At 73.3% G+C, this 6,000-nt stretch carries 7 protein-coding genes; 3 read left to right on the top strand and 4 right to left on the bottom strand.

Annotation, left to right across the window (positions count from 1 at the left end; translation table 11 throughout):
• The coding region (locus tag E2C05_RS14480) for a VOC family protein (protein WP_192912462.1) at positions 1-479 on the top strand (479 nt) is incomplete at its 5' end.
• 183 nt (positions 480-662) lie between these two features.
• Here E2C05_RS14480 and rpsD read toward each other — a convergent pair.
• On the bottom strand, positions 663-1,280 hold the full coding sequence (rpsD, locus tag E2C05_RS14475) for a 30S ribosomal protein S4 (protein WP_133220353.1): 618 nt from the start codon (positions 1,278-1,280) through the stop codon (positions 663-665).
• A gap of 308 nt (positions 1,281-1,588) precedes the next feature.
• Here rpsD and E2C05_RS14470 point away from each other — a divergent pair, with 308 nt between their 5' ends.
• The gene (locus E2C05_RS14470) at positions 1,589-1,804 is read left to right on the top strand and encodes a hypothetical protein (protein WP_133220352.1); all 216 of its coding nucleotides are present in this window, start codon (positions 1,589-1,591) and stop codon (positions 1,802-1,804) included.
• Between the two features lie 113 nt (positions 1,805-1,917).
• Here the strand turns inward: E2C05_RS14470 and E2C05_RS14465 are convergent, their stop codons facing one another.
• The 3 genes from E2C05_RS14465 to cysS all read right to left on the bottom strand — a co-directional run bounded on the left by E2C05_RS14465 (position 1,918) and on the right by cysS (position 5,143).
• Positions 1,918-2,541: a class I SAM-dependent methyltransferase gene (locus E2C05_RS14465; RefSeq protein WP_133220351.1), complete on the bottom strand. Its 624-nt coding sequence runs from the start codon at positions 2,539-2,541 to the stop codon at positions 1,918-1,920.
• A 4-nt stretch (positions 2,542-2,545) separates the two neighbouring features.
• Complete coding sequence (locus tag E2C05_RS14460; protein WP_133220357.1) at positions 2,546-3,352, bottom strand: RNA methyltransferase; 807 nt, start codon at positions 3,350-3,352, stop codon at positions 2,546-2,548.
• 360 nt (positions 3,353-3,712) lie between these two features.
• Positions 3,713-5,143: a cysteine--tRNA ligase gene (cysS, locus tag E2C05_RS14455; RefSeq protein ID WP_192912461.1), complete on the bottom strand. Its 1,431-nt coding sequence runs from the start codon at positions 5,141-5,143 to the stop codon at positions 3,713-3,715.
• A gap of 431 nt (positions 5,144-5,574) precedes the next feature.
• Here cysS and E2C05_RS14450 point away from each other — a divergent pair, with 431 nt between their 5' ends.
• Entirely contained in the window at positions 5,575-5,883 is a 309-nt protein-coding gene (locus E2C05_RS14450) for a hypothetical protein (RefSeq protein WP_133220350.1), read from the top strand.
• The last annotated feature ends 117 nt before the right edge of the window (positions 5,884-6,000 follow it).

Raw genomic sequence — 6,000 nt, 5'->3', positions numbered from 1 at the left:
GGCCAGCGGCGCCCGGCCCGTTCGGCGACACGGTGCCGCTGGCGCCGCAGGCGGCCCGCGGGCTGCACCTGCGACTGGCGGACCCCGCGCCGCGGCGCGGCGGGACGGCGATCCGACTCGACCACCTCGTCATCCGCAGCGGCGACCCGGAGCGGACCACCGCCCTGCTGGCCGGGCGCCTCGGGCTCGAGCTCAGGCTCGACCGCAGCAACCCGGACTGGGGCACGCGGCTGCTCTTCTTCCGCTGCGGCGACACGGTGCTGGAGGTGTCGCACGACCTTGCCGCCGGCATCACGGACGCGCCCGACAGCCTTTGGGGCATGACCTGGCGGGTGCCGGACGTGGCGGCCGCCCATGCGCGGCTGGCGGCGGCGGGCATGCCGGTCTCGCCGCTGCGGGTGGGCCGGAAGCCGGGGACGCGCCTCTTCACCATCCGCGACGGCGCGGCCGGCATCCCGACGGCGATGATCGGCGCCTGACATCAGCCCGCGCGCCGTGGCCGCGCGGGGCGGCGTGACGCCGTTCCAAGCCCCGGCAGCATGGGCGATGCGTCCGGCGTCCCGGCACGCGACCCGGGGCCGCCAGCCGGCCGCATCACCCGCAACGAAAAAGGGCGGGGACCAGCCCCGCCCTTCCAACCTGCCGCCGATGCCGGCGGGGCCTTACCGCGAGTAGAACTCGACGACCAGGTTCGGTTCCATCTGCACCGGGTAGGGCACGTCCGACAGCTTCGGCGCCCGCAGGAAGCGGCCCTTCATGGCGCGGTGGTCGATCTCGATATACTCGGGCACGTCGCGCTCGCCGCTCTGCACCGCATCGAGCACGGAGGTGAGCTGCTTCGACTTCTCCTTGACCTCGATCACGTCGGAATCGCGGACCTGGTAGGAGGGAATGTTGAGCCGGCGGCCATTCACCAGCACATGGCCATGGTTCACGAACTGCCGGGCGGCGAAGGGGGTGATCGCCAGCTTCATCCGGTAGATGACCGCGTCCAGGCGGCGCTCCAGCAGCTCGATCAGGTTCTCCGAGGTGTCGCCCTTGCGGCGCACTGCCTCATCGTAATACTTGCGGAACTGCTTCTCGCCGATGTTGCCGTAGTAGCCCTTCAGCTTCTGCTTCGCCATCAGCTGCACGCCGAAGTCGGTCGGCTTCTGCTTGCGGCGGGCGCCATGCTGGCCGGGGATCGTCTCGCGCTTGTTGATCGGGGACTTGGCGCGGCCCCAGAGGTTGACGCCGAGGCGGCGGTTGATCTTGTACTTGGACTCGAGACGCTTGGTCATGCGGCGTGGCTCGCCACCCGATTGCGGGCGGCCCTTCTTCGCAATGTTGTCCCGGTAGGCCCTGGCCCCGGATAGGCCAGGACGGGCGCGCAACGGACAAGGCCTTGCGGCCAGGGCTGCGTCCACGTTCCCAGGAAGAGGGCGCGCGTATAGGCGGCGGCGCCCCGGCCTGTCAAACCGAACCGCCACCGGCCCTGGGCGGCGCCTCGGGCCCCGCGATGCGGCCCGGATGCCACGCCCCGTCGGGGCGATGCGCCGCCATCCGCGCGGGGGATTGCGTTGCTTCGGCGCGTCGCCTTCTAAGCGGCATGGTGACGCGCGAAGAGATCCTGATCCTCGGCCTGACGGCCGGCGTGGTGGGCAGCCTGGTCGGCGGGCTGATGCTGGGCGTCGGGCTGGGCCTGGCGGTGAACGGTGCGCATATCGGCTGGATCCTGGCGCTGCCCGCGGCGCCGGTGGGCGGGCTGCTCGGCTACCTGCTGGCGCGCAAGCTGGCGCGCCGCCTGCCCGCCACCCAGGCCTGAGGCCGTGTGAAAGGCTGCCCGCCGGCGCGCCGCGAGGCCGAGAGGGCCGCGCAGCGGCGGCGGGCATCGCCCCGCCGGTCCGGCCGCGCCGCGGATCCTGACCCCCGGGCCCGTCAGTTCGGCGCCGCCGCCGGCTTGCGGGCGAGCACATAGGTGGTCGAGCACAGCATGGCGGCGCGCGGGTGCCGCACCAGCCAGCGATCGCCGAGCCGGAGCAGCCGCGGCGGGAATTGCGCGAGAAAGGTCGAGACCAGCGAGGTCACCACATAGGCCGGCCCGACGCAGGGCCCGCAATCCAGCACCTCGAACCCCGCCCGGGCGAAGAGCAGCCTGTGGCCCTCGGTGGTGAAGTTCTGGAAGTGGCTGGGATAGCCGTGGAAGGCCTGCAGGAAGGGCGTCGCCGCCAGCGCCAGGCCGCCGGGCCGGAGCACGCGCAGCATCTCCGCCACCGCCCGGTTCGGGTCCTCCAGGTGCTCCAGCACCGCCTCGCAATACACCCCGCCGACGCTGCCCCCGGCGAAGGGCAGGGCATGCGCGTCGCCGACGATGTCGACATTGGCGAAGGGCGCGATGTTGAGGTTGGTCAGCCGCGGATGCGGCCGCCCCGGCCCGCCGCCGACCGAAAGGCACAGGCCGGGGGGCGGGACGCTGTCGAGCAGCGTCGCCACATGCGCGTTGAATTGCGGGTGGCGGTGATCCTCCGCCGCCAGGCGGCGCAGCGCGGCGAGCGGGGCCATGGGCTCAGCCCTCGTCCGGCCGGCCGCGCCGCATCCGGCCGCGCGACAGCTCCGTCACCACGCCGTGCAGGGTGCGCAATTCCTGCTCCGTCACCTCCCCGCGCTCGAACCAGTGGCGCAGGTTGCGGACCATGCCGGGGCGCTTCGGCGGGGGGTCGAGGAACCCGGCGGCGTCGAGTTCCGCCACCAGCCGGCCGAGGAAGCCCTCCAGCTGGCCCTTGGTGGCGACCGTCGTCTCGTTGGTCTGCAGCCGCCGCGGCGGCGTCGGCTCCGTCGCGGTCCACCACTCATAGGCCAGGATCATCACCGCCTGCGCCAGGTTGAGCGACATGTGCTCCGGGTTCAGGGGGTAGCGGACCAGCGTGTCGGCGCAGGCGACGTCGTCATTTTCCAGCCCCGCGCGTTCCGGCCCGAACAGCACGGCGGTGCGCAGGCCGCGGCCGTTGATCTCCCGCAGGTCCTCGGCCGCGGCGCGGGCGGTGCGGACGGGGATGACGATGTGGCGCGGCCGCGGGCAGGTGGCGAGGACGCGGTGGCAATCGGCGACCGCGCTCGGCGTGTCGGGGAAGACCCGCGCGGCGTCGAGGATGGGGTCGGCGCCGGAGGCGGTGCGCCAGGCGCGGTCCTGCGGCCAGCCGTCGCGCGGCGCGACCAGGCGCAGATGGAACAGCCCGCCATTGGCCATGGCGCGGGCAACGGCGCCGATATTCTCCGCCAGCTGCGGGCGCACCAGGACGATGATGGGGCTCTCGCCCGGCGGCGGGCGCAGGTCGGCGGCGGGCTTGCCGCCGCGCGTCCAGGCTTCGGGCATGAGGCGATGCGCGCCAAGGGCGAAGGCGAGCGCCGGCCGCAGCCGCCAGGCAGTGCCGGCTTTTTCCGCGAGCAGGTCGAGCGGATCGGCCGGCGGGTCGCGGTCCAGCGCGACGGCGAGTTCGGTGGCGAGCGCGCGATAGTGTTCGATGGGCTGTCCCGCGCGCGCGGCGAGGTCGGCTTCGCTGGCGATGCAGTCCAGCGCGTCGAGATGCGCGCGCAGCCAGGCCCGCTTCGGGTCGGTCAGCGCGATGCGCTTGATGGCGTCGAGCCAATCCTCCGGCGTCGGAGACATGGGAACTCACAGAAAGCGGTGAGAGGGGGTCCGGGGGAGAGAGGCAGCCCTCTCTCCCCCGGTCGGTCACGCGCGCCGCCAGGTGGTCCCCTGCGGCCCATCCTCCAGCAGGATGCCCCTAGACTTGAGCTCGTCCCGGATGCGGTCGGCCTCGGCGAAGTTGCGCGCCTTGCGCGCGGCGAGGCGGTTGGCGATGGCCTGTTCCACCCAGCCGGTATCCCCGCCGCCCTTCAGCCAAGCCTCGGGGTCGCGCGAGCACAGGCCGAGCACGCCCGCCGCCTCCCGGAAGGCGCTGGCCGCCAGGCCCGCCACCACCGGCCAGGGCTTGCCGATCCGGTGCAGCACGGCCGTGGCGCTGCCGCCGACGCTCGCCACGTTCTCGATGGTGCGCAGGTCGCGCAGCCGCGCCAGCGCCAGCGGCGTGTTCAGGTCGTCCAGCAGCGGCGCCAGGACCCAGTCCGCCATGTCCTTCGCCGTCGCCTCATGGCCATCCGCGGGCTCCACCGCGCGCGCCAGCATGGCGTAGTGGTCGTCCAGCTCCGCCTTGGCCTCGTCCAGGCCGGCGAAGGTGAAATCGAGGTCCGAGCGATAATGGGTCCGCAGCAGCAGCACCCGGAAGGCCTCGCCGGCCCAGGGGCCGCGCTGCAGGATGTCCCGCACGGTGAAGAAATTGCCGAGCGACTTCGACATCTTCTCCCCGTCCACCCGCAGCATGCCGTTGTGCAGCCAGGTGCGGGCCATGGTGGGCGTGCCGAAGGCGCAGCGGGTCTGCGCCACCTCGTTCTCATGGTGCGGGAAGAGCAGGTCCTGGCCGCCGCCATGGATGTCGAAGACTTCTCCGAGCGCCTTCCACGACATGGCCGAGCATTCGATGTGCCAGCCCGGCCGGCCGCGGCCCCAGGGCGAGTCCCAGCCCGGCTGCTCCGGCGTGCTCGGCTTCCACAGCACGAAGTCGCCGGGGTCGCGCTTGTAGGGCGCGACCTCGATGCGGGCGCCGGCCAGCATCTCCTCCCGGTCCCGGCCCGACAGCTTGCCGTAGTCCGGGAAGGTCGCCACGCCGAACAGGACATGGCCCTCGGCTTCGTAGGCATGGCCGTTGGCGACAAGCCGCTGGATCAGCTCGATCATCGCGCCGATGGATTCGGTCGCGCGCGGCTCCTCGTCCGGCGGCAGGGCGCCGAGGGCCGCCATGTCCCGGTGGAATTCCGCCGTGGTGCGGGCGGTGATGGCGCCGATCGGCTCGCCCGTCTCCAGGCTGCGGGCGGTGATCTTGTCCTCCACATCGGTGATGTTGCGGACATAGGTCACGCGCGGGAACAGCCGCCGCAGCAGCCGGGCCAGCAGGTCGAAGACCACGACCGGCCGGGCATTGCCCAGATGCGCCAGGTCGTAGACGGTCGGGCCGCAGACATAGAGCCGCACATGCGCGGGATCGATCGGCGCGAAGGGCTCGCGCGCACGGGTCAGGCTGTTGTGGAGGTGAAGCTCGGGGATCATCGCGGCGCATCCATAGTCCGGTCGCGGGACAAACGCATCAGGGGCCGGCCCCGGGCGGCACGGCCGGCAGGGGCCAGGCCGGGGCGGCGGCGTTCAGCGGCGACAGGGACGCGGGATGGCCATGCCGGGACTGTAACGCGCGGGCCGTGCCGGGGCCAGCCGCATCCCGGACCCGGCCCGGGCGTAAAATTCCGCTGAGTCTGGATCGGCCCGATGCGGCGAAAGCGCGGGATCGTCAGGCACCTGGCGCCGGTCCGCCTGAGAATTTGACGATTTGAGGATTTGAGCGGCGGACGCGGCTGGCCGCGCGGGCGCAGGGCCGCCGTTTCCGGGCCTTGTTACGCGCCGGCAGGCCCGGGATGCAAGCGCGACGGGGGAACCGGCTTCCGGCCGGACGTTTCAGTCTGCCCAACCATAAGGGAGACAATGCCATGTTCCGCAGCCTCGCCACCGGCCTGCTGGCCGCCGGCCTGATCGCCGCCCCCGCCCTCGCCCAGCGTGACGGCACCCCGGGCAACCCGCCCAGCACCGCCACCCAGCGCACGCTGGACCGCGCCACCGGCAGCCCGCCGACCCCGGCGGACGGCACCCCCGGCAACCCGCCCGGCACCGCCGCGGGCCGTGCGCTGGACCGCGCCACCGGGTCGAACACCACCGGCGCCAACCCGACGCACAGCACGCCGGCCAGCCGCGAGCGCGCGCAGGAGAACCGGACCGGCACCACCACCCACAGCCGCTGAGCGCGGCGGCGTCGGGCACCCGGCGGCCGCGAGGCCGCCTGGCGCTGCCCGGCGCCCCGTAGCGGCGCGTGGCTGCGACGCGTCGCGGCAGGGCGGCCGGTCCGCCGGCCGCGCCTC

The organism is Paracraurococcus ruber, from assembly GCF_004353985.1.
Taxonomy (GTDB): domain Bacteria; phylum Pseudomonadota; class Alphaproteobacteria; order Acetobacterales; family Acetobacteraceae; genus Paracraurococcus; species Paracraurococcus ruber.
Note: the sequence above shows the minus strand (reverse complement) of the source record. Positions and strands in the feature narration are given on the sequence as shown.